General features: G+C 62.6%; 18 protein-coding genes and 8 pseudogenes. 11 read left to right on the top strand and 15 right to left on the bottom strand.

Features of this window, described 5'->3' with window-relative positions:
• Positions 1–41: 41 nt before the first annotated feature.
• The 13 genes from traU to LOZ74_RS09255 are packed head-to-tail and all read right to left on the bottom strand — an operon-like array spanning position 42 to position 10,492.
• A complete protein-coding gene (traU, locus tag LOZ74_RS09315) occupies positions 42–1,070 on the bottom strand; it encodes a conjugal transfer pilus assembly protein TraU (RefSeq protein ID WP_230290987.1) in 1,029 nt (342 codons plus the stop codon).
• Positions 1,067–1,666 (bottom strand): type-F conjugative transfer system protein TraW, encoded by a 600-nt coding sequence (gene traW / locus LOZ74_RS09310; protein ID WP_230290986.1) that lies wholly within the window; start codon positions 1,664–1,666, stop codon positions 1,067–1,069. The genes traU and traW overlap by 4 nt, the downstream gene beginning before the upstream one ends.
• A 41-nt stretch (positions 1,667–1,707) precedes the next feature.
• Complete coding sequence (locus LOZ74_RS09305; RefSeq protein WP_052117799.1) at positions 1,708–2,232, bottom strand: S26 family signal peptidase; 525 nt, start codon at positions 2,230–2,232, stop codon at positions 1,708–1,710.
• Complete coding sequence (locus LOZ74_RS09300; protein ID WP_230290985.1) at positions 2,219–2,626, bottom strand: type-F conjugative transfer system protein TrbI; 408 nt, start codon at positions 2,624–2,626, stop codon at positions 2,219–2,221. Before LOZ74_RS09300 ends, LOZ74_RS09305 begins: the two co-directional genes overlap by 14 nt.
• Positions 2,623–3,018: a hypothetical protein gene (locus LOZ74_RS09295; RefSeq protein WP_230290984.1), complete on the bottom strand. Its 396-nt coding sequence runs from the start codon at positions 3,016–3,018 to the stop codon at positions 2,623–2,625. Before LOZ74_RS09295 ends, LOZ74_RS09300 begins: the two co-directional genes overlap by 4 nt.
• Before the next feature lie 32 nt (positions 3,019–3,050).
• Positions 3,051–5,597, bottom strand: coding sequence for a type IV secretion system protein TraC (traC, locus tag LOZ74_RS09290; protein WP_230290983.1), 2,547 nt, complete (start codon positions 5,595–5,597; stop codon positions 3,051–3,053).
• Positions 5,597–6,340: a conjugal transfer protein TraV gene (locus LOZ74_RS09285; RefSeq protein WP_230290982.1), complete on the bottom strand. Its 744-nt coding sequence runs from the start codon at positions 6,338–6,340 to the stop codon at positions 5,597–5,599. Before LOZ74_RS09285 ends, traC begins: the two co-directional genes overlap by 1 nt.
• Positions 6,341–6,345: 5 nt before the next feature.
• Positions 6,346–7,236 (bottom strand): DsbC family protein, encoded by an 891-nt coding sequence (locus LOZ74_RS09280; protein ID WP_230290981.1) that lies wholly within the window; start codon positions 7,234–7,236, stop codon positions 6,346–6,348.
• Positions 7,233–8,567, bottom strand: coding sequence for a TraB/VirB10 family protein (locus LOZ74_RS09275; RefSeq protein ID WP_230290980.1), 1,335 nt, complete (start codon positions 8,565–8,567; stop codon positions 7,233–7,235). The genes LOZ74_RS09280 and LOZ74_RS09275 overlap by 4 nt, the downstream gene beginning before the upstream one ends.
• Entirely contained in the window at positions 8,560–9,318 is a 759-nt protein-coding gene (locus tag LOZ74_RS09270) for a type-F conjugative transfer system secretin TraK (RefSeq protein ID WP_230290979.1), read from the bottom strand. The genes LOZ74_RS09275 and LOZ74_RS09270 overlap by 8 nt, the downstream gene beginning before the upstream one ends.
• A complete protein-coding gene (locus LOZ74_RS09265; protein ID WP_007011019.1) occupies positions 9,318–9,890 on the bottom strand; it encodes a type IV conjugative transfer system protein TraE in 573 nt (190 codons plus the stop codon). The genes LOZ74_RS09270 and LOZ74_RS09265 overlap by 1 nt, the downstream gene beginning before the upstream one ends.
• A gap of 12 nt (positions 9,891–9,902) precedes the next feature.
• The gene (gene traL, locus LOZ74_RS09260; protein WP_230290978.1) at positions 9,903–10,190 is read right to left on the bottom strand and encodes a type IV conjugative transfer system protein TraL; all 288 of its coding nucleotides are present in this window, start codon (positions 10,188–10,190) and stop codon (positions 9,903–9,905) included.
• Positions 10,191–10,216: 26 nt separating this feature from the next.
• The gene (locus LOZ74_RS09255; RefSeq protein WP_007011017.1) at positions 10,217–10,492 is read right to left on the bottom strand and encodes a hypothetical protein; all 276 of its coding nucleotides are present in this window, start codon (positions 10,490–10,492) and stop codon (positions 10,217–10,219) included.
• Positions 10,493–10,909: 417 nt separating this feature from the next.
• Between LOZ74_RS09255 and LOZ74_RS09250 the strand changes: the two genes are divergently transcribed.
• The 5 genes and pseudogenes from LOZ74_RS09250 to LOZ74_RS09235 all read left to right on the top strand — a co-directional run.
• Entirely contained in the window at positions 10,910–11,371 is a 462-nt protein-coding gene (locus tag LOZ74_RS09250; RefSeq protein ID WP_230290976.1) for a transcriptional regulator, read from the top strand.
• Positions 11,372–11,420: 49 nt separating this feature from the next.
• Positions 11,421–11,681 carry an AlpA family transcriptional regulator gene (locus LOZ74_RS09245; protein WP_082796884.1) on the top strand — a complete coding sequence of 87 codons (261 nt, stop codon included), beginning with the start codon at positions 11,421–11,423 and terminating at the stop codon, positions 11,679–11,681.
• A 406-nt stretch (positions 11,682–12,087) separates the two neighbouring features.
• Positions 12,088–12,204, top strand: a pseudogene (locus tag LOZ74_RS18320) (transposase); the annotation flags it as partial.
• A 67-nt stretch (positions 12,205–12,271) separates the two neighbouring features.
• On the top strand, positions 12,272–12,523 hold the full coding sequence (locus LOZ74_RS18315) for a transposase (RefSeq protein WP_369691223.1): 252 nt from the start codon (positions 12,272–12,274) through the stop codon (positions 12,521–12,523).
• Between the two features lie 422 nt (positions 12,524–12,945).
• A pseudogene (locus LOZ74_RS09235) lies at positions 12,946–13,065 on the top strand (IS630 family transposase); the annotation flags it as partial.
• A 134-nt stretch (positions 13,066–13,199) separates the two neighbouring features.
• Here LOZ74_RS09235 and LOZ74_RS09230 read toward each other — a convergent pair.
• Positions 13,200–13,547: pseudogene (locus LOZ74_RS09230) on the bottom strand (transposase); the annotation flags it as partial.
• A gap of 207 nt (positions 13,548–13,754) precedes the next feature.
• Between LOZ74_RS09230 and istA the strand changes: the two are divergent.
• The 6 genes and pseudogenes from istA to LOZ74_RS09205 all read left to right on the top strand — a co-directional run.
• Positions 13,755–15,016: pseudogene (istA, locus tag LOZ74_RS09225) on the top strand (IS21 family transposase).
• Entirely contained in the window at positions 15,013–15,873 is an 861-nt protein-coding gene (gene istB, locus LOZ74_RS09220) for an IS21-like element helper ATPase IstB (RefSeq protein ID WP_067105293.1), read from the top strand. Before istA ends, istB begins: the two are co-directional and overlap by 4 nt.
• A 38-nt stretch (positions 15,874–15,911) precedes the next feature.
• Positions 15,912–16,043 carry a hypothetical protein gene (locus LOZ74_RS18230; protein WP_255673801.1) on the top strand — a complete coding sequence of 44 codons (132 nt, stop codon included), beginning with the start codon at positions 15,912–15,914 and terminating at the stop codon, positions 16,041–16,043.
• Positions 16,044–16,049: 6 nt separating this feature from the next.
• Positions 16,050–16,631: pseudogene (locus LOZ74_RS09215) on the top strand (transposase); the annotation flags it as partial.
• A 7-nt stretch (positions 16,632–16,638) separates the two neighbouring features.
• Positions 16,639–16,989, top strand: a pseudogene (locus LOZ74_RS09210) (transposase); the annotation flags it as partial.
• A gap of 43 nt (positions 16,990–17,032) precedes the next feature.
• Positions 17,033–17,197, top strand: a pseudogene (locus tag LOZ74_RS09205) (IS3 family transposase); the annotation flags it as partial.
• A gap of 284 nt (positions 17,198–17,481) precedes the next feature.
• Here the strand turns inward: LOZ74_RS09205 and LOZ74_RS09200 are convergent.
• Positions 17,482–18,512: pseudogene (locus LOZ74_RS09200) on the bottom strand (IS110 family transposase).
• Positions 18,513–18,545: the final 33 nt, after the last annotated feature.

The raw sequence follows: 18,545 nt of genomic DNA, 5'->3' as shown, positions 1-18,545 counted from the left end.
GCCAGTGATCGACGCGATTACAAGGAGATGAGGGAGTATTTTCATAGCGCGCAGCAGTTCCGTTTGCGCCAGACCAGATAGCCCATGTCCTCGCCGATGGCGGGATAGACCTGGCCTGCCGACATGAAGGTGGTGGAGGCGCCAATGGGCGCGCAGGCGTAGCGGCCCTTGGTCTGTGGGTTGGGATTGGTGGCCTGGAAGCGGTATTGCTGCTTCCTCATCACCGGCATCAGATACTTGCCGCAGAGCCCCTTGCTGCCCATCGTGCCCCAGGCGACGAGTTCGCGGTGGAGCTTGTAGGAGAAGCGGGCGAGGGCGAGCCGCGATGCCTGGACATGCCCGATCGTCGCCGAGACATTGCCATTCAAAGGATACATGCTGCCCTGGCATCCCGCGCACCAGAAGAGTTCGTCGGTCGGGAGCTTGGCCGTCGCAGCGACGCAGTCAGCCGCACAGGCTGCAAGCGCGAGCGGATTGGCGAAGAGAACCGCTTCGGGATTGATGATCGCGGTGAGCTCGCTGTCCTGCCAGAGCGGATCGATCTCAGTGATGTAGAGAATGTCGACCGAGCCCTGCTCGAGGCACAGGAAATCGGCAACGATCTCCATCCAGTAGATCAGCGGATAGGCATACCAGTGGACATGCCATTGCGAATTGTACTGCGTCGCGCCGCCCACGGCCGAGGGACCCGCCATTGACTTGAACCCGATGTCGAAGCCGGGATCGAGCTTCATCCCGCCGAGATTGACGAAACACCAGGGCTTCATGCTGACGTCGGCAAGCCGCACCGGTTCCCAGAAGCCCATGGCGATGCCCGGCCGCAAACCGCAGAGGCAAACGGGGAGCGCCGGGTTGCTCGTGTCGGGACGGCTCGACGGCCAGATCTTCAGGCCGCCGACCGAAATCGGAAACAGGCACGACCAGCAAATGTCGGTGATCGGATTGACGAACTTGCCTGTGCAGCGGCCCGGACCGGCAGATGCCTGCGCTGGCGAAGCGGCAGCAAGGCTCAGACTGCAGAAGAGGAGCGCGCAGCATATCCATGTGAGAAGACGATTTTTTCTGCTCATGACGATTCGCGCTCCTTGGATCGAACCGGCTGCTCGGTAATGATGAGCACGCGGCCCTGCTGCTCGACGGTTGCGGGCACGGCGCGGATGCCGAAATGCTTCACGAGGCTGCCGCCCTGGTCGAAATAGAAGCGGCGCTGGCGGGCCTTCATCAGTTCAAGCGGCGCGCCGCGAACGAGGATGAGTTTGGCCCTGGTGCTGGCATAGCGCCGGGTTGCCCAGGCAAGCTGCTCGGGGTCATCCCCGTCGAGGAATACCAGCGGCACACGCAGCGGTACGGTGTCGAGCGGATTGACTCGTGTTCCGGCCGCCACGATCACCCGGCCCTTGTCGTCGGCAATGTCGCGCTCGACGCTGATCGTCGGATCAAACCGCCAGCTACGCGCCGCCGCCGCGGCACTGATCCCCGCGACCGGCTCAGGGCGGTTGACGCGCGCGATCGTTCGCCGCTTCAGTTCCTCGTTGAGCTTGGCCGTCTCGCCGGTCTTCTCGAGATGGGTGAGGCGCGCATGGATTTGCTCGAGCAGGTCAGGCTCGATCACGGACCAGACCGTGCCTTGCTGACCGTAGTCGCGGGCGATTGCCGGCGCGGCCATCAGAAGACCGGCTACGAGGAAAGGTGCGGCGTGAAGCGGTGTCACAGGATCGGCCTCCCGACCCCGAGAATGCGCCTGGCGCAGATCCACCCGATCGCCGCATAGCGGCTGTCGAAACCGTCCTTGTGCGCGGTGGTGACGAAATAGCAGCCTTGAGGCACCACGCCTGTCGGACCGAGCGCCAGTGGCTCGCCGAAACGGCTTGCCCGCTTGGCTACCGCAACCTTGCGGCCATTAACGAAGAAACTGCGCTCCTTCTCGGTCACGATATCGCCGGGCATGCCGCTCACCTTCTTGCCGAACGGCTTGGGCTTCTTGCCGAAGTGCCTTTCGAGCAGCGGCGAGGCGGGCGGATCGAACAGGATGATCTCGCCGCGCTGGGGCAGCGCGCCGCGATCGAGCCAGATCGCCCAGTATGGCAGGCTCGGACTGGCGTTGATCATCAGCGCGTGGTCCTTCGAGAAGGCGGCGAGCGAGGTGAGCGCGAGCGCTGCCGCGCCAAGCCCTGCCCACAGCGCGAGGCGCCGTCCGGTTGGCGAGTGGAGGACAAGATCAGCGGCGCGCATCGGGAATGGCTCCCACGCGGCGCGCGACATCGGCGCGCACGGCTTCGGTGAGATCGGGCGTGCTGCCGGCCACCACCGCTTCGGCGACAAGCACCGTGCGGCCCTCGCGGCCCAGATGTTCGACCGAGGCTTCGACCGCCTGGAGATAGGCCTGGACGCGCATCTTGGTTTCTTCTGGGGGTCGGCCTGCGCGCGCCTCGGCTTCGATGAAGTCGCCCATGATGCGGCTTAGCTGCACGGTCACCACTTCGCGCTTGTCGAGCGCGAGAAGCTTGTCGGTCGCCCAGACGCCCCAGAGCGCCGAGCCGACCAAGCTCAAACCGAGCGTGACGGCGGTCCAGTTGACCGCACCCATGCGGCCGCGCAGGGATTGTGTTGCCAATATGTTCTTCACAGCTTTTCTCCCGAAAGCTCACGCTCGAGATCGTTGATGAAGCGCGGCAGGCGCCAGACCACGACGAGCGTTGCGACACCGATGAGGACGAACTTGAACTCGTCGAGGAAGCCGATCTGGCGGCCTTGCTCGGCGCCCAAGAAGCGGTCCGAAATATTGGCGAGATGGGCGAAGAAGACCCCGGCGTCGCCGCCGGAAATCAGAAGGAAGAAGAGCAGCGGGAGCCCAAGCGCCATGAGGTAGCTCGAGGCGAGGAAGGTGCTGCTGCGAAGCACGATGTAGCAAAGGTCGGCGGCATGAGACCGCCAGCCCTTGACCGGCAGATCAAGGCTTTCGCTGTCGGCACGGGCATCCTGGGCCCGGTCGATCGGCGTGACGAGATGGAGTGGCATCGGTTTTGGGTGTCCTTGGATGGAGGGAGAAGTCAGGCTCGATTGGCAAAGGCGATCCGTTCGATCGCGTCGGCAAGCTGGTGGCCGCGCGCGATTTCGGCATCGATCGCGGCAAAGGTCTGGGGCGAGCTTGAGAACAGCGTCGCCGAATAGTCGTCGAGGACGAGCCGGCCGATGGCTTCGGTCTCCGGGCCCTTGATGAAGACTTCCGAATAGTCGCTCCCCGAACGCTTCAGGCTGCGGATCAGCGTCTCGGTGCGGTCGTCCATGTCGAGGCGCTTCGACGCCTTGAAATCTGCGATCGTCTCGGGCTTCTGCTGGAGGATCAGCATCCAGTCGCTGTTTTCCAGCGCAGCGGTCGCGCCGTCCGACTTGTAATAGTCGTTGAGTGACTGCGTCGCGGTCGCGAGCGCCCCGCCATATTTGCGGCAAGTGCGGGCATAGGTTTCGACGAACTCGCCCATCGAGCCGCCCTTGAGCATCGACCACGCCTCGTCGATCAAGAGCAGCTTCCTCACCGAGCGCGAGCTGCGGGTCATGGCCTGGCTGGTCATGAACATGATCGCCGAGAGAACGACGCTGCGCAGTTCCTCGCGAGTGGCAAGGTCCGACATCTCGAAGACGGTGAAATCGGTGTCGAGATCGAGGCTCGCCTGGCCTTCGAAGAAGGCGCCATAAGTGCCGCCGGCCATGTATGGCGCAAGCGCGGTGGCGAGGTCGCTCGCGCCTTCATTGCCGAGACCGGCCAGCGCTTCGCCGACGCCGGTGATCGAGGCATCGACGCCCCGTTCGCTCCAGACCATGTTGACCGCCCGGTCGATCAGGCCGCGCTCGGTGTCGTTAAGCTTTGCGCTGTGCCGCGCCATCTGGCCGACGATCGCCTTGACCATGCCGAAACAGTCGAGCCGGTAGTCCTCGTCTTCGGCCGCGCGTTCGCCATCGATCATCGAGAACGGATTGAGGCAGAAGCCCGCCTTCATCGTGAACTCAACGAACCGGCCGCCTTGCAGCTTCACCGAATGCTCGAAGCTTCGCCCGTCGTCGATGACCACGACCTGCGCGCCCGCGCCGCGCAGCGCCGCGCACATTTCCTGCAGCAGCACTGACTTTCCCGATCCCGACTTGCCGCAGATCGCAACATTGTGGTTACCAGCATCGTTCTCGAACGGCGACCAGAAGAAGGGCTGGCCGCGTCGGCCCACGAACAGCAGGTGCGGATGGACGCTGCCGAGATATTCGCCCTGCATGGGAGCGATATTGGCCGCTGTGGTCGAGAGTACAGTCTTGAAGCGCTTGAGGCGCTCCATGTCCGCGCCAAGCCCATCGGCCAGCGTCATCGGCATGGCCGCGAGAAGCCCCTGAATCTGCAGGTATCGCTCATCGGCAAGATCCCAGCCCGCCGCCTTGTAGATCGACTTGATCGCGCGTTCGTCGCGGTCCCCGCGGCCGAGCGGGGAGTAGGTCGTAAGGCCATAGAAAACCCGCACCAAACGTCGGCCTTCCTGCAGCTCGGACTGCACATGCTGCCATTCAGCCGCCTGCTCACCGATGCGGGGCAGAAAACGCGCGCTGCGCGTTCCGGCAAGGCTCGTCGTACGCATGAATTTGAAGCCGGCCTTGGCCGAAGCGGCTTCCTGGTCGGGATAGACGAGGCACAGCATCGTCGCCGCCGGGCAGGGGAAGCGCAGCTTGTCGGTGAACATGTCGCCGATGAGCCGCGCGCATTCCCACGGCGCCCAGCGCTGGGGCATGTTGCGCGAGGAAAAATGCCGAACATCGAACGCGTCGGGATAGACCGTGCCGATCTCGGGAACGCCGTCTTCGATCTTGCCCGTCGCACGAAACCGCTCGGTGACGAGCCGCATCCGGTCTTCGTGGATGACGAGCTCGATATCGTGCCGGATCGCCTGGGCCGCGATCGCGTCGTTCGGATTATAGGGCACGGCATCGTCTTGCGGCGCGGTGGTCGGCGAAGTCAGGTCGTCGATGATCGCGATCAGTTGCTGAGGCTCGACTTCGGCAACGCCCAGATTGAGCGACTTCAGCATGGCAATAAGGCCGTCGCGGGTCTGCTTGAGATCCTCGTTGCTGACCGCCTTGGCAGCAGGCACGCCGACCGAAACGATGAGCTGATGGTGCCGGGCGTGGAAGGGCGCATCCTGCGAGCCCGATTCCCAGACGAGACCGTAGAGCCGACGTGCGCGGTGTCGGGCAATCGCCTCGTAAACGCCGCCCTGGACGTAGCGCGGCGCGAACCAGGGCGCGACGATCCGGCTGATGCGCGGGGATGCGAGATGCAGGACCTGGAGACAGGCCCCTGCCGGAAGTCCCTCGGAAAAGAATGAACCGAGGATTTCACCGGTGCGTTCGTCGGCCCCGATCAGAGGCGTGACCGAAAGCACGAAGCCTTTGGAGCGCGCGTTGAAATAGAGCCGGCTCGCCGGATCGTAGACCCGGTATGGGAGCCAGTCCGACAGCAGATCGAGCATCAGGGCAGGCCGGTCCTGTTCGGCGTGCTCGGCATCACCCAGAAGCCCGGTGAGGAGCCTGTCGACGATCGTTTTGAGTTTCTCGGCCATCACTCGGGCTCCTTGTGTGCCTTGGCGGCGTTCTTGGCGGCCTCGATCGCCTCGATGGTCGGGTAGATCAGCGGGGCCTTGTCGGCAGAGGGCCGAGGGGTTCGATCATGCGGGGGCTGCGCCATGTCGAACCCCTCGACCGCCGGTGCGCTCGCACCGGCAACCGCCTCGCGCGCCGTGGAGGGGAGGACCAGCGGCGAGGCAGAGGGGATGTCCTCGATCGAGGACGAAGGCTGAAAGGGCTGTCCGAGATCGAACGTCTCGGCTTCGGGCTGTTCGGCCGCGGGAAGGGTGGCGGTTTCCTTCAGGAGATCGCTCTTGGCCTGTGCGTCCTTCAGCTGGCGCCTGAGCTGCCGCATCAGCGGCGGGGCGGTATCCTCGCCTGCCTTGCGGCGCAGTTCTGCGGCCCAGCGCGGATTTTCGACCACCGCCCAGGCGACCGCATCGTCGTGCAGCGTCCCGGTCTCATCGATATGGGCCGGAAAGACGATCCTGAGCGTACGCTCAGAGGTGCGGCCCTGATCGCCCGAAGCGACGGAAACAGGCGGACGCTGATTATCCTGTATAAGTCCGCTGGCGGACAAATCTTTGGTCGCGCGGGCATCAATCACCTGGCTGGGTGCGCAATCGCCCTTGGGGGCACGGCAGGTGAAATCGCCTTCGATATTGGTGCCGAAGGTGGCGCAGCCGCTGGTCAGCACGGCAAGGCAGGCAGAGACGAGAATACGGTGGGAAAATCCCATGACGATTATCCTTTCTTGGCCGGAACGGGGGCAGCCGCTTTTGCGGGCTTGAGGAATTCGCTGAGCACGGAAGCCGGGCGATACCCTTCAAGGATCGCGCCGTCGGACGGGCGTACGATCACCGGCGTTCCGTTGAAGCCATGGGCCTTGGCAAAGGCCTCGTTGGCATCGAGCCCGCTCGTGTCGCAGGGCTTCGGGTTGGCGAGGGCGAGGCCCGAATAGGCCATATGCAGAGACAGCTCGGGGCGCGGCGAGCACAGCACCCGTTCGGCATCGCGGCGGCTGTCGGCCCCGAAGATCGATATGGGCCGCTCCTCGACGCGCGCGCCGATCGCTTTCAGTTCGGCTTCGAGCTTCTTGCAGTAGCCGCAGTGGAAATCGGAGAAGACGACGACCTTGGGGCCGTTGGCTGGTCCCCAGGTGATCGCGCCGTTCGCGGGAAGGCCAGCGAGCGATACCTTCTGCGGGGTGGCGCGCGGGGCAGGCTGGCTTTCTTCGTTGGCATTGCTCCGCCGTGCAGCACCAGCAGCCAGCAAGTCTGGGTTGAGTGCGAGGAGACGGGCTGCCGTCAGGTCTTGCCGCGCCTCCATGTCGTAGATACGCCCGATCACCAGATATTTGGCCGCGCGATCGACATAGAACAGCGTCGATTTTGAGGCGACTTCGCACAAGCCGCCAAGGCCATCGCAGGTAATGGCATCGATCGGCGTCTTCGGGAGGCGCAGCTTGAGCGCGGCGCGCACCTTTGCCGTGTCGGGAGCCTGGGCCGGGGAGGCGAGGCTGGCCACGCCCCAACCCGTTGCGGCTGACAGGGCGACGACGGCAGCAACGGTCGCCACCGGTCGCAGCCAGCGCCGCGGCTTGGTGGGGGTTGGATCGTTTGCGGCAGGGGTCATTGGGAGTTCCTCACGTAGACGCCGTCGAGGAAGACGATCTCGACATCGATGCCGGTCGGCATCTCGACGACGGGTTGGTATTGTTCGGCGCGCTCGATCAGATATTTGCTGACCGTATCGGCGGCATCCGCAGCGCCCTGGCCGAGCCCACCGCCGAGGATGTCGCCGGCAGACAGTTTCGAGCGGGTGCCATCGGCATTGGTCGTGACGCCGGAGAAGACGCTGTTGGCGTTCGCCGAAAAGCCGCGCCCGAACCCGCCGACAATCCCGGCAAGCAGAGCCTGGCTGACAAGGCTGCCCTCGCGGCTGACGACACGGCCACGCACGCCCGATTTTCCAGCAAAGCTGATGAAGCCTTTGACCTCGCTCACCGCGACGCGCCCGCCGGGCTGGTCGCAGGTCATCCGCGCCAGCTTCACATAGACCTTCTCGGACGAGAGATCGCCGCGCGCTGCGCCATTGACGATGCAGCCCTGAAGCCGCGTGGTCAGAACCTTGCCGTTCTGCATGACCGATCGCGCCGGACCGGTAATGCGCAGCACCACGGGAAGCGGATCGGTCTGGCTCGCGACGCCCGCCGACGCATCGACGCCGACGATGACCTTGGCAGGAGCATAAGAATTGGGCGGGAGATAGTCGGGCGAGTCCTCGACCACCACCGGCGGCGCTTCCGGGCGAGCCGCCCGGAGGCCACTGGCTCCTGCCTTGTCGGAGGTGAAGCTCATGAGTTTTACTTCACCGGGACCGGGCAGGCCGGTTTCGCTCGCGCCCAGCGCAGCACCCGCAGGCGCAGGCTGAAGCGGTCGACCGCGCGCATCGTAGCCACCCGCCTGCGGGCCATAGGCCGGTGGCGGCAGGCTTGCGGCTGCCGGTGCGGCCTGGCTGGCAAGGCGCGACTTGAGATCCGCATTCTCAGCCGAGATCGCATCGATCGCGGCCTGGCCGTCGACCCGCATGGCCTGGTTCTCAGCCTTGAGTGCGGCAAGCTGAGATTCGATTTCCTCGCGCGGGAGGCTAGCGTCCTTCATGGCCTTCTGCTCGCGGGTCACGGCATCGAGACGGTTGCCGTAAGTCGCGACGAACTCGCGCTGCGAAAGGTCGCGATTGATGAGCCCTGCCGTGTCGATGGTCTGCGCGGCGGTGGGGTCATCGCTCTTCGCGCCGTCGTCGCCGCCAAGGATGAACCAGCTGCCGCCGACAAGCGCGAGTGCGCCCAAGGAGCCAAGCAGAAGCTTCTGCCGCCGTGCGGTCTTCGCGTTGAGGCTGGTTACTGGCGACGGCGATGCCGGATCGGCCTGGACCGGGGTTGAGTTCGTGGGAGCATCAGTCATGGCCCAACCCTCCGTTCGAACCGACGATGAAGGCGACCGTGCTTTCTCCCGATTTGAGAGTGGGCTGGGCGATCGAGATTGCGAGTGTCTGGGAGGACGCGAGATCCGCTTCGGCAAGCGTCAGCGGCTTGCGACCACGGTTCGCCAGGCGGATGACTTTTCCGGCGAGCGCGCTGCCGCGGTAGTCCGCAATGAGCTGGATTTCGAGATCGCCGACCCGTGCCGGAAGGGCGGAGGACTGCCTGACTTCGAAGCCATCGACCGTCCGGTCATTGGCCATGGCCTGGATGAGCCGCACCGCGCTTGTTTCAAGCGGCGTTTCGCTTTCCCAGCCAGATGCCTTGTTTGTCGCGATCGCCGGATTGGTGATGAAGACCTGCACTGCCGGGACAGGCTCGACCTGGCAGGAAACCTTGTAGACGAAGCCCTTCTTGGTCGTGGCGAAGAAGCTGATCGATCGCGCCGCAAAGGTTTCGGGCACCGACACGTAGATGTCGCCGCGCAGCGGCTCGTTGGTGACCGCAAAATCGTTGTAGGGCGTGCCGGTCGAGATCTTCGAAACGCTGGCAAACTGGTCGTCGACGAGCGCGAAGCGCGTCAGTTCGCGGGCCGACACGGCGCATTCGATGTTTGCTCCGTCTGCCACCTGTTTGAACTGGTCGGCGGCCTGCGCGCCGCTCCCTGAAAATGCGAGAATGGTGCTGGCGCAAAGAGCCAGGCTCCACGCGCGCGTCTTGCGTCGATAAGCCATTACTGGGCCTCCTTCGTTGGGTCTTTGGGGGGCAACTGGCTGAAGCCTGACAGCGCGAGACGCAGGCCCCGGTAGGTCCAGTTGAAGCGGAAACGGCGTTCGTCGCTCGCGATGACCTGGGCGCCGACAAAGGTCTTGAGCGTGCCCGTCACATCGGAAGTCAGCCCCTTGGGGTCGACGGTCATCGACCGGATGACGAAGGCCTGGGTGACATCCGAACCCCGCTGCTCTTCGACGATCCGGACGAGATCGGCCTTGAGGCGCCCGTAGCTTGCCGGATCGGCGAGCTTCAGGATCTCGTCCATCCAGTAGTCGAGGCCTTCGGGGCTGCGATTGAGCAAGACGAGCGCGGCATCGCGGGTCACGAGTTCGAGATAGTCGGCCTCGACCCCCGCGCTGCTGACAGTGAGCTGCTTGGGGAGCGTTGGCAGGAGCACGACCTCGCGGTCGCGGGTGGCGGCAAGGCTGACGGCGACGACAAGCGCAATGCCGAGCCCGGCGCTGGTGAGCGCAAAGAGGTTGCGCTGGCGCAGCAACGATTGCTGACGCTCGTGTGAAATGTCGGCAAACATGGATATCTCCCCTCAACCGGCAAGCAGGCGGCAGTGGGAAGGCGGCGTCGATTTCAGGCCCAACAATCCGGCCGGCAGATACCAATAGGTGGCATGGGCTACCCAGGAGCTGGCGCGTCCTGCTTTTGCCTTTCGCAGCGCGAACCAGGCGCCGAAGGCAACGACGATGCCGATAAAGATATGCTGGCTGAGGATTCCCCAGGTGAAGGGGATGAGCATTCCGGCGAACTCGTCGATGGTCCAGAAGCCGATGAGCTCCGGATCGTCGAGCCGACGCGGGATGATATATGGGTCTGCCATGGCGACGCGCCTTCCCGTCCGATGCGTCAGATGACCGCGGTGACGACCGAGGTGACGATCGGAACACCCGTACCGACGCCGATGCCGACGCCGACCGGAACAGCGACCTGTCCGAGCGAGAACCGGCCCGAGGCGAGACCGATGAGGCCGCCTGCGAGGCTGAGGACGGTGATGATCTTGCCGCCCGAGCCTTCGAGGAAATCGGTGAATTTCGTGAGGGCAGGGGTGAAGGTCGTGTCGGCGCCAGCGTAGGCGGCGCTGGCGGCCAGTGCTGCGACCGCAAGCGGTACCGCGAAGGTCATCGCCCGCCCGAACTTCGAGGGGTTCTGATTGATGGCGCAGGAACGCCGGGAGAGGGTGAGAGACTGCATATGGAGCTCCATCTGGAGGGGTGAACCCAGCGTTCTTTCGTTCGCTGTGTGTTCCACATGCATCTAGGAAATCGATGTAGGAAAGTCGGATTGACGCTGGGGCTGAAGCGGCGGACGGATATGGACGCATCGAATGGTTGCTGTCGGCGATAATACGCAGAAACAGCGGCTTATCTGGCAATCAGCGTCGACGAATTCCGACAGGAGTGGCGGCAATTGTCGGCGACTCGGGTCTAGGGGATGATTCGCCTAGAAACGAGATGTTCTGCCAATGTTCTTTTCATTTTCCTACATGCAGCGCGCGCGATATGGCTACGACTCAGTTCTTCATCGTTGGAGTTTTTGTCGATGCACCAGCCTGCGCCATTCCGAGGGGAAGCCAACGCCAGCCTCGCGCACATTCTCGCCCATGCAATCGAGTCGTCTGACAAGCCCAAGCACCAGATTGCCCGAGAAGTCGGGATCCACCGCGAGACCCTGCTTCGTGTGATGCGCGGCGATCGGCCGATCGGCCTTGATGAAGCCGCGCGCGTTCTCGATGTCTGCGGCGCTTTTCCTCGTGCCAGTATGATCCTGGCGCTCGCCGGTCAGGAGGATCTCGCCTGCGAATGGATGCGCAGCGAAATGGGAGAGTTTCTTGAGGACTTCTTTACGGCCTTGCCAGGCCAGCTCGAACGCACGCTTGGGCGACGCGTCGAAGATCTGCGGCCTCGGTGGGCGAACGGCACTTCGCAGCTCGTCGCGCGCATGCTCGCCAAGCACATCGATGATTTTGCCAATCGCGACATTTCGATGTTGCTGCCGCGCTGATCCAATTCACCTCGGAGGGGACCGAGAAATTGACCCGACAGGAACGATCATGAATGCACAGCCCCAGCCTACCGAGGACGGCGCAAACGCAGAACATGCGACGTCTGGCCCCCCGCCGGCCAGGCTTTTGCGGCTGCCTGAAGTCATCGACCGTGTTGGCCTGCGTCGGTCAGCTATCTATCAGCGGATGAGCGAAGGGCGCTTTCCGAAATCCCGCTCGCTCGGCCCCAAATGCACGGTGTGGGTTGAAGAGGAAATCGATGCGTGGATCAGATCAATTGCGGACAAGCCGCACCGAGACGCTCGGTAAACTATCCTGAAAGAAATCATCGCGCTGAGCTCTGCGCATGGTTTATCGATACCCGGCGGGCAATCCTCTCCATCCTGAAGTCTTGAAAGAGAAGCAGCGCGCGCTTCGTGACGGCTTTTCTACGTCCTGCGAAATCAGCTGGTGCACGGCGGTGCGACCTGGAACAGCGATGTCAATCGCGATCAGGTGCGGGACGGAGCGTCGCTCCTTGGCTGCCTGCTACCGATCTTTGTTCATCTGATGATGGACAATCCTCAGCATGAGTGGCCAATGCCGAGCTATCCGGTCGTGGATTCGGCTGGATGAACACGATGGACGATCTCGTCGCAAACTCGTGTGTGCTCATCGAAGGCTATCTCGATCCCGCTGACCGAGAGCAGCTGATGCCCCGGTCGCGCAGGATGCCTTGAAGCGCATCGCCGCGATCTATGCCATCGAGAAGGAAATCCGGGGCAAGCCCGCCGACGTCCGGCTCGCGGACCGCCAGGAGCGGACCCGTCCGTTGGTCGACCAGCTCCATGGCTGGTTCGCCGAGACCGCGCCTAGGATGATGGCGGGCTCCGCGACGAGCGACGCGATGAAAATGCGCGCTGAGGCGCTGGAGTGGGTTCACGCTCTTCCTCGACGACGGCCGGATCGAGCTCGACAACAATATCGCCGAGCGCGCCATGAGACCGGTAGCCTTACAAAGAAAGAATGCGTTGTTCGCGGGCCCTCAACTCGGCGCCGAGAACTGGGCGGCGATCTTCTCGCTGGTCGAAACGTGCAAGATGCTGGGGTTCAAACCTCTACGCCTACATCGCCGATGTGCTCGCGCGGATCGTCACCCGCGCCGACACTGACACAATCGACGACCTGCTACCTTACAACTGGGTCGATACAAACGCTGCGCAAACCATGTTCGAAATGAGCGATATCGCCAGCGCTGCCTGATTACCAAAAACTACAGCGCCGCTCGATCACCGTCACGTAGGCCCAGTGAGCCGCGTGGGGGAGTTTTACCGCTTACTGAAGATCGCTATGCGCTAGACTAAATGTCCACGCCTTAGTTCGCGCTGGATTGCTGCATCGCCATTATCAGGGGTACCGCGTCGATCATCCCAATCGGCGCGCACAGCGCGAAGCAGTTTATACGATCGCGACGGATGTGCGGATGGCGTCGGCCAGCGACTAGAGCGTTTTCCACAGCGGCTGAATCGTGAGGGATTCCCTTGGCAGGGAAGTTCTGATTCAGGATCTGTGCTGGTGGAGGAGGCCAGCACGGATGGCCAAAGCACTATCGCGGGATTTGCGTGATCGGGTTGTCGCGGCGATTGACGGCGGACTGAGCCGTCGCGGTGCTGCGGCGCGATTTGGAGTGAGTGTGTCGAGCGCGATCCGCTGGCACTAGCTTGCGCGGGAGCATAGGCGCGCGGTTGCCAGGAAGCCTGGTGGTGACCAGCGTTCATCGAAGACGGACGTTCACGCCGAGCAGATCTTGGCGATGCTGGAGTGACCTGCCCCCCTCTGATCCCGCGGTCATAACGAGAGTCTGCCGGTTTGATATTCGTGCTGCCCTACCGGCACAAGCGCGTCGGGCGTGACGCCTCCATTTAGCGGGAACGCCCGGCGCGCTTGTGCCGGTGTTCGGTTCCCCAGCGACGAGTGCGGCCTGACGTTGTTGTAGTCGTAGCGCCAGACAGCCAGCTTGCGCCTGGCGTCAGCTAGGCTGTCGAACAGCTCTTCATTCAGGAGCTCGTCGCGCAGCGACCCATTGAACGATTCAATGAACGCGTTCTGCTGCGGCTTGCCGGGATCGATATAGTGCCACTCGCCCTTGTTCTCGCTGGCCCACTTCAGGATCGCCCGACTGGTGAACTCGGTTCCGTAGCACATTGGGAAGCCGCCCCTTGAAGGCAGTATTTGCCTTGATGGAGACAAGGGTGTCATCGGTCCTGCAATTCTCCGCAAAAGTGGGCTTTGAAAATTCCCTAGTTGGTGGCCCCTTCATCTCATTCTGCCGGGGCTAGCCCCGGCAGAATGAGATGAGCCGACATTGTCCTCATCTCCTTTGCAGACGCGGAGACGGGGCCGATGATCCGACTTGGAGAATTGATGATGATCCTCGAGCTACATCGGCAGGGCGTATCGATATCCGCCATCGCCCGACGCACTGGTCGCGATCCCAAGACCATCCGCAAATATATCGAACGGGGCGTCGAAGCTCCGGTCTATGGTCCACGCGCATTGGGGCGGCCGAACAAGCTGGCGCCCTATCTGGAATTTCTGCGTGAGCGGGTGACGGCCTTTCCCGATCTGACGGCGGCGCGCCTGACGCGGGAGATCCGTGAGCTGGGCTATATGGGCGCCTATACCGCCGTGAAGCGGTTCCTGGCGGCGATCCGACCGGAAAACGGCCCCAAGCCCTTCGAGGTTCGGTTCGAGACGCCGCCTGGCGTGCAGGCGCAGGTCGACTTCGCCCGGTTCATTGTCGATTTTACCGATGAACCCGGCATCAGCCGGATCGTCTGGCTGTTCAGCCTGGTGCTGGGGCATTCGCGCTTCCTGTTCGCGCGCTATGTCATGCACCAGGACCTCCAAACTCTGTTGCGCTGTCATATGCAGGCTTTTGAAACGATCGACGGCGTCCCGATCGAGATCCTCTACGATCGCATGAAAACCGCCGTGACCGGGGAAGATGAACAGGGTCACATCATCTACAATCGATCATTGCTGGCTCTGGCGGGGCATTATCGCTTCGTTCCACGCGCCTGCCGCCCCTATCGGGCCAAGACCAAGGGAAAGGTCGAGCGGCCGTTCAGCTACATCCGCAAGGACTTCTTCCTCGGCCGGAGCTTCCGCAACCTGGAAGATCTCAACGTCCAGCTGATCCACTGGCTCGATACCGTCGCCAACGTCCGTGTCCACGGCACGACGCAGCGGATCATCGCCGACGCCTTTGCCGCCGAGCAGTCTGAGTTGCAGTTGCTCCCGGCGGGGCGCTTCGACGCGGTTCTGAAGCTGGAGGCCGGGTCAGCCACGATGGAATGGTCTCTGTTGGCGGCAACTATTACAGCGTCCCCGACCGCTCCCGGCGCGTCGTCGAAATCCAGCAACTGCCCGACAAGATCCGGATCATCGACCTGGGTCAGGTCATTGCCGAGCATCCTGTCCTGGAGGGGCGCCGGCAATACAGGATCGATCCTGCGCATCGGACAGGTGGCAGCGGCGCCAGGCGTCGTCACCACGCAAAGGATGCAATCACCATTGGCCGTATCGGCGAGCATGTCGCTGTGCGCTCTCTGGCGATCTATCAGGCGATCGGCAGCCAACTGGCGCGGGGAGAACGGCCATGAACCATGGGGGTGCCGCGTCCCGCGTCGATAATATCCGCCGCAGTCTGGTCCATCTCAAAATGCCGCGCGCTCTGGAAATGCTCGACGCCACCCTGCGCGGCATTGAGCAGGGCAAGATCGACGGTGTCGAGGCCATCGACATATTGCTGAGCGAAGAGCTGTCGCTGCGGGAGAATCGCAGGATCAAGGCGGCCCTGCGCATGGCCAGGCTGCCGATCATCAAGACGCTGGACGGATATGACTTCTCCTTCCAGCCATCGCTCGACCGCAACCGGATCCTGGCGCTGGCCGGCCTCGACTTCATCAACCGGGCCGAGGTCGTGCATCTGCTGGGGCCGCCGGGCACCGGGAAAAGCCACATCGCGACCGCCCTCGCAGTCGAAGCCGTGAAGGCAGGCAAGAGCGTCTACTTCATCCCGCTCGCCGATCTGATCGCGGCGCTGGCCAAGGCTGAACGCGGGGGCACGTTGCGCGAAAGGATCCGCTTCTTGTGCCGCTCCTCTCTGCTCGTCGTCGACGAGATCGGATATCTCCCTGTCACGTCAGGCGGCGGCAACTTGTTCTTCCAGCTCGTCAACGCCCGATACGAAAAGGGCGGCATGATCCTCACATCCAACCGCGGCTTTGCCGAATGGGGCGAGGTCTTTGGCGATCCTGTGGTGGCCACCGCCTTGTTGGACCGCCTCCTTCACCATGCTGTAGTCGTCCAGATCGAGGGCTCGAGCTATCGCATGCGACAGCACGCCGACCTGCTGCCTGAGCACGCGCGCACAACTCCATCCATCAACCCGCCGCCCTTACCGAAACGACGCGGCCGCCCGCCAGCAAAGGAAAAGCGCGATCTTCATCACGGCTGATCACCGGAAAACCATCCCGCCCAATTAGGGAATTTTAGATGCCCACTTTTGCGGAATCTTCGGTGCCCGTTGACAAAGGGCGTGTAGCGCCCGCCGGCTTCATCAAGGCGGCCATGATCGGCCTGCAGATCTCTAAAGTGAAGTTGTCGACTCAACACTTTGGAGACTGACCGACCATGACCAAGCGTAGTTCTACTCCCGCCGATGCCGTACTGGTAGCCATCGACATGTCCAAGCATCGGCAGGAAGTACTGATCGAGCGACCGGAAGGCGGCCGCCGCCGCCGCATGACTGTCATGGCGACCAAGGCCGACTACGATCGATTGGCGGACAACCTTTCCGCAATTGGCCGCCCGATTGTCGTCGGCTTTGAAGCTACCGGCAATTACCACCGCACACTGGCACACAGGCTGCTTTCCGCGGGTTTCGAGCTGCGCCTGATTTCGTCGGTCGCATTGGCCCGGACTCGCGAAGCGCTTCACAATGGCTGGGACAAGAACGGTTCCAAGGATGCCCAGGCCATCGTGCACATGCTGCGGATCGGTGCGACCCAGCGCTACGTTGATCCGCTGGCCGCCGGTATCAACGATTTGCAGGAGATGTCGAAGACCCGTGAAGCCATTTCGAAGGCCAAGACCCAGACCTGGCACCGGACCCTCACGCACTATCTGCCGCTGTATTTTCCGGAGATCGAGCGCTTCGCCGGTAATAGCCGCTCCGACTGGTTTCTGGCGCTGCTGGAGCGCTTCCCCACACCCGGAGAATGCCGATGCCGGCCTGGCCGCGCTGGAAGCCTTCGAGGAAGGCCATTGGTGCCAGAAGTATCCATCCATCGCGCAAAGTTGGCGCCGACACTGGGAGCAGGTAATCCCGTTCTTCTCCTTCAGCGCACCGATCAGGCGAATGATTTACACCACGAATGCGATCGAGGCCCTGAACTCGAAGCTGCGCCGGGCAGTTCGCACGCGCGGCCACTTCCCCGGTGACGAGGCGGCCATGAAGCTGCTATACCTCGTCGTCAATCATGCGGTCGAACAATGGAAACGGCCGCCGCGCAAGTGGACAGAGGCCAAAACCCAGTTCGCCATCATCTTCGGCGACAGGTTCACCCTCTGATGAATGAAACCGGCCCCGCGCACAAAATTACTGACAGGCCCTCTTCAAATCGCTGAAGGCAGAGCTAATCTGGCGGCAGAACTGGCCAACGCGGCGCCAAACAGAAGCCGCCATCTTCCAGTACATCAACGGGTTCTACAACACCCGCAGACGCCATTCATATCTGGGCGGCATTAGCCCGCTCGCATTCGAAGCCAAGGTGGCATAGTGAGATAGGTAACCGGCACAAAACCGTTACATCTGTGGACGCCCCGTCAGACGCAAGTACAAAGTTGGGTTTGGCGCGTAGTCGGATGCTGCCATCTGTCCGGCCTCATTTTGCAGGATGTGCTGCGGGCCTGTATGGGAGTTCGCGGGTCAAATCCAAATCAAGTCCGCGTGCTTTGTGCACCTTGTAACGGTCTGGTTTTTTGACCCCGTCTCGCCGACTGTTGTGCCATACCCTCCTTCGACCGACTGCGTCTTCCGACGACCTCTGATGACTTTGGCGGCCTATGCCACCATTGCCACCGGAGCTCTGTAATCCTCTTGCTTCGTAAGCAGTGCCCAGACGATCCGCGCTGTCTTGTTTGCCTGGGCCACTGTTACCAGCATGCGCGGCTTGCGGGCGAGCATTGCGGCAAGCCACGAACCTTCGGCCGCACCACGCTTGCTGGCGTTACGCACAACAGCACTGCTGCCTATAATCAGCAATCGGCGCAGCGTGCGTTCACCCATCTTGGATGTCCGGCCCAACTTTGTCTTGCCGCCTGTAGATTTTTGCAGGGGCGTAAGGCCAAGCCAGGCGGCAAAGTCACGCCCGCGTTTGAATGTTGCTGCGGCAGGAGCCAGTGCGGCGATCGCTGTCGCCGCTATCGGCCCAATGCCGGGAATGGTCATAAGACGGCAAGCCACTATATCTTCACGGGCTCGCCGCGCAATTTCCTTGTCGAGTTCCGCTACCCGGCGATCAAATTCTTCAAGTATCCTAGCATGACGCGCAACATCTCGCGCGCAGCCTGTGGTAGCGACGTAGTGGCCTCATCATCGATCAGTTCGCCAAGCTGTGTTACCCAACTGGGGCCTCTAGGCGCAACCCAGCCATACTCGGCCATGTGCCCCCGAATCGCGTTGATAGTTTGCGTGCGTTGCCGGACAAGCAGGTCGCGGGTCCGGAACACCAGTCCCGAGGCTTGCTGCTCCTCGCTCTTCACCGTCACAAAGCGCATATTCGGACGCTGCGCAGCCTCACAGATCGCCTCAGCATCAGCAGCATCGTTCTTTTGCCGCTTAACGAATGGCTTCACATAGGCTGGCGGGATCAACCGCACATCATGCCCCATGCGTAACAGCTCTCGGGCCCAATGATGCGCCCCGCCACATGCTTCCAACGCCACAAGACACTTCGGCTGATCCGCGAAAAACGACAGCACCTTACCCCGTGTAATCCGTCGACTGAAAACCTGAAGCCCCTTCGCATCCGCGCCGTGCGCATGAAATACGTTCTTTGCGATATCCAACCCTATCGTGCTAATCTCCAGCATGGACGCCTCCTAAAGTGGTGTTCAACACCTCCA

It is taken from the genome of Croceicoccus sp. Ery5 (assembly GCF_020985325.1).
GTDB lineage: Bacteria > Pseudomonadota > Alphaproteobacteria > Sphingomonadales > Sphingomonadaceae > Croceicoccus.
The sequence above is the reverse complement of the archived record's forward strand: the minus strand, read 5'-3'. Positions and strand labels throughout refer to the sequence as shown.

Bases quoted from the DNA above. Each gene is read 5' to 3' on its own strand.
- traU (WP_230290987.1), bottom strand. From the start codon at position 1,070: ATGAGCAGAAAAAATCGTCTTCTCACATGGATATGCTGCGCGCTCCTC.
- traW (WP_230290986.1), bottom strand. From the start codon at position 1,666: ATGGCCGCGCCGGCAATCGCCCGCGACTACGGTCAGCAAGGCACGGTC.
- LOZ74_RS09305 (WP_052117799.1), bottom strand. From the start codon at position 2,232: ATGCGCGCCGCTGATCTTGTCCTCCACTCGCCAACCGGACGGCGCCTC.
- LOZ74_RS09295 (WP_230290984.1), bottom strand. From the start codon at position 3,018: ATGCCACTCCATCTCGTCACGCCGATCGACCGGGCCCAGGATGCCCGT.
- traC (WP_230290983.1), bottom strand. From the start codon at position 5,597: ATGGCCGAGAAACTCAAAACGATCGTCGACAGGCTCCTCACCGGGCTT.
- LOZ74_RS09285 (WP_230290982.1), bottom strand. From the start codon at position 6,340: ATGGGATTTTCCCACCGTATTCTCGTCTCTGCCTGCCTTGCCGTGCTG.
- LOZ74_RS09280 (WP_230290981.1), bottom strand. From the start codon at position 7,236: ATGACCCCTGCCGCAAACGATCCAACCCCCACCAAGCCGCGGCGCTGG.
- LOZ74_RS09275 (WP_230290980.1), bottom strand. From the start codon at position 8,567: ATGACTGATGCTCCCACGAACTCAACCCCGGTCCAGGCCGATCCGGCA.
- LOZ74_RS09270 (WP_230290979.1), bottom strand. From the start codon at position 9,318: ATGGCTTATCGACGCAAGACGCGCGCGTGGAGCCTGGCTCTTTGCGCC.
- LOZ74_RS09265 (WP_007011019.1), bottom strand. From the start codon at position 9,890: ATGTTTGCCGACATTTCACACGAGCGTCAGCAATCGTTGCTGCGCCAG.
- traL (WP_230290978.1), bottom strand. From the start codon at position 10,190: ATGGCAGACCCATATATCATCCCGCGTCGGCTCGACGATCCGGAGCTC.
- LOZ74_RS09255 (WP_007011017.1), bottom strand. From the start codon at position 10,492: ATGACCTTCGCGGTACCGCTTGCGGTCGCAGCACTGGCCGCCAGCGCC.
- LOZ74_RS09250 (WP_230290976.1), top strand. From the start codon at position 10,910: ATGCACCAGCCTGCGCCATTCCGAGGGGAAGCCAACGCCAGCCTCGCG.
- LOZ74_RS09245 (WP_082796884.1), top strand. From the start codon at position 11,421: ATGAATGCACAGCCCCAGCCTACCGAGGACGGCGCAAACGCAGAACAT.
- istB (WP_067105293.1), top strand. From the start codon at position 15,013: ATGAACCATGGGGGTGCCGCGTCCCGCGTCGATAATATCCGCCGCAGT.
- LOZ74_RS18230 (WP_255673801.1), top strand. From the start codon at position 15,912: ATGCCCACTTTTGCGGAATCTTCGGTGCCCGTTGACAAAGGGCGTGTA.